General features: G+C 39.8%; 2 protein-coding genes. Both read left to right on the forward strand.

Features of this window, described 5'->3' with window-relative positions; all coding sequences use genetic code 11:
• Positions 1–9 precede the first annotated feature (9 nt).
• Complete coding sequence (locus BKN38_RS12200; RefSeq protein WP_305367093.1) at positions 10–2,295, forward strand: MBOAT family protein; 2,286 nt, start codon at positions 10–12, stop codon at positions 2,293–2,295.
• 10 nt (positions 2,296–2,305) lie between these two features.
• Positions 2,306–2,723: hypothetical protein (locus BKN38_RS10010; RefSeq protein WP_143000293.1), on the forward strand; the 418-nt coding region annotated here is incomplete at its 3' end.

Genomic DNA, 2,723 nt, shown 5'->3' on the forward strand with positions numbered 1-2,723 from the left:
GGTTTGGGGGTGCAGGGGGATAAGGGGAGCGACTTCGCAATTCAAGCCCCCTTGTCCCCCTGCAAAGAATCCAACTCTAGCGACATAGATTCTGCTAAAAATGTTTGCGACACAACAAATAAAAAACTAGAACTACCAGAATCCACCCATTCAAAGCCCCTCCTCTCCCCCAAATTTTTCCTAATCCTTGGCATTGTCTTTAACCTTGCTTTGCTAGGATTTTTCAAATACACTGATTTTTTGTTAGAAAATTTCAATCTCTTTAGTCAGCTTTTGCACCTAGATTTCACCATGCCGCTGCCTCACATCGTGCTACCTTTGGCGATTTCATTTTTTACATTCCAGCAGATTGCCTATCTTGTGGATTGCTACAAATCCCCTAAGCAATACGCTACGCATTTGAGTGCGTCGGAGTTTTTGGATTATTGTTTGTTTGTGACATTTTTTCCGCAGTTGATTGCGGGGCCGATAGTGCATCATAGGGAGATGATGCCACAATTTAGAAAGTTAAATTCAGCTGGTGATGAAAATTCAGCTAAGGAAAATTCGTCTCTTGGCAAAATTTGCGGGAGTGAGCGCGTTGAGGCTTCGTCACTACCACCAAAGGTAGCTCCTCGCCACACCGCTCCACAACCCACAAATTTTATCCAAGATACTAGAATTTTAGAGTGTGGAATAGACAACCTTCCAAAAAATCATAAAAACTTACACAGCCACACTGCAAATCTTGGAATTTGTGAAAGTGTGGCAAAAGTAGATTCTGGAAATTTGGCAGAATCAAAGAAAAACTTAGATTCTGGGCGTCATTGCGAGGAAGCGAAGCTGACGAAGCAATCTACAAGCAACATAGAATCCGCCCAAATAAATTGCTTCGCTAATGCTCGCAAAACGAACGAAGCGAGTTTCTTTAGTAATGACACCGCCCAACCCACAAACACCACCTTCTACGAATCCATCGCCAAAGGCTTATTTATCTTTTCCATCGGATTATTTAAAAAAGTAGTCATCGCAGATTCCTTTGCTGTGTGGGCGAATGCTGGATTTGGCGCGGTGGAGAATGGCGCGGTGCTAAATCTCTTTGAATCATGGGCGACAAGCCTTAGCTACACATTCCAGCTGTATTTTGATTTTAGTGGGTATTGTGATATGGCTATTGGGCTTGGATTGCTCTTTGGTATCACCTTGCCGCTAAATTTCAACTCCCCATATAAGGCGCGTAATATTGCGGACTTTTGGCGTAGGTGGCATATGACGCTTGGGCGTTTTCTCAAAGAGTATGTCTATATCCCGCTTGGTGGCAATCGCAATGAGAAGTATAAAAGTGCGCTGCATTATGTGATGATAAATAAGATTCTGACTTTGAGGAATCTTTTTATCGTGGCGTTTTTGAGTGGCGTGTGGCATGGCGCTGGGTGGGGGTTTGTGGTGTGGGGGTGTTTGCATGGAGTGGCGATGGTGGTGCATAGAATCTATAAAAATTCAGCTTGCACGCAACCTTTGTGGGAGCTTGAAATTTCTCCACTGCGACGCACGCAAAGTGCGCCTCATTCCGAAATTTCTACGCAACCCACAAATCTTGCGCACAATCTTGGAATTTTAGAGGGCGTGGCAGAATCAAGGAAAAACTTAGATTCTAATGCAAATACGGAATCCACTAGTCGTCATTGCGAGGATTTGCAAAATCCGAAGCAATCTACAAGCAACATAGAATCCGCCCAAATGGATTGCTTCGCTCACGCTCGCAAAACGAACGAAGCGAGTTTCTTTAGTAATGACAACACAGCAAGTTTCTTAGACAATGACAAAAACAAAAACCTAGATTCTCGCAAACCAGAATCCGCCAGCATTTTAGATTCTAACCACCACAAACAAAAACCACCATTCAAGCAAAAACTCCTAACGCTTCTTTATTGGTTTCTTACCTTTAACTTTGTCAATCTCTCTTGGATTTTCTTTCGTGCAGAAAATATTAGCGGGGCGCTAAATCTTATCAAAGGAATGTTTAGTGGAGTGATAGTCTTACCCAATTTTTTAGAATCAAAGCTAGGGTTTTTAGAAAAATATGGCGTGGGGTTTGATTGGTGGGACAATAGCATACTTGAAGCAAATTCTTTTGTGCTTGCAGGCACTCTGCTTGGAGCGCTTTTACTGGTGGTTGTTTGTAAGAATTCGTTTGAGATTTCATCAAAACTCGATAACAAAAAAATGTTTTTTGCGGGGGCATTATTTATGCTATGTACTGCACAACTTGGCATTTCAAGTTATGTGCCTGAATTTTTATATTTTAATTTTTAAAGGATAGATTTTGAAAAAAGTATCATTTTTCTTCGCAGGAATTACAAGCTACATGCTTATTTGCTATACGCTGCTATTTGCTATATATATGATTTTTAATACAAATCCGTTTTTATATTATGGCTCACGATCATTGCAAACAATGTACCAGATAAAAGGATATATCAATGCAACAACTATACAAAAACCTCGATTATTAATATTCTCTGGTTCAAACTCTATTTATGGTTTCGATAGTTCAATAATCAAAGAAAATACACCATTTTATCCAATAAATTTTGCTACAAATGCTGCAGTGCCTATCAATTTCCATATAGATAAAATTATCCAAAATGCTAAAAATGGGGATTATATTTTTTTACCATTAGAATTTGAATATTATGCGGAAAATAAACCAAAAGATAACCAAGTATATATTCACAATATGC

It is taken from the genome of Helicobacter sp. CLO-3 (genome assembly GCF_001854545.1).
Taxonomy (GTDB): Bacteria; Campylobacterota; Campylobacteria; order Campylobacterales; family Helicobacteraceae; genus Helicobacter_B.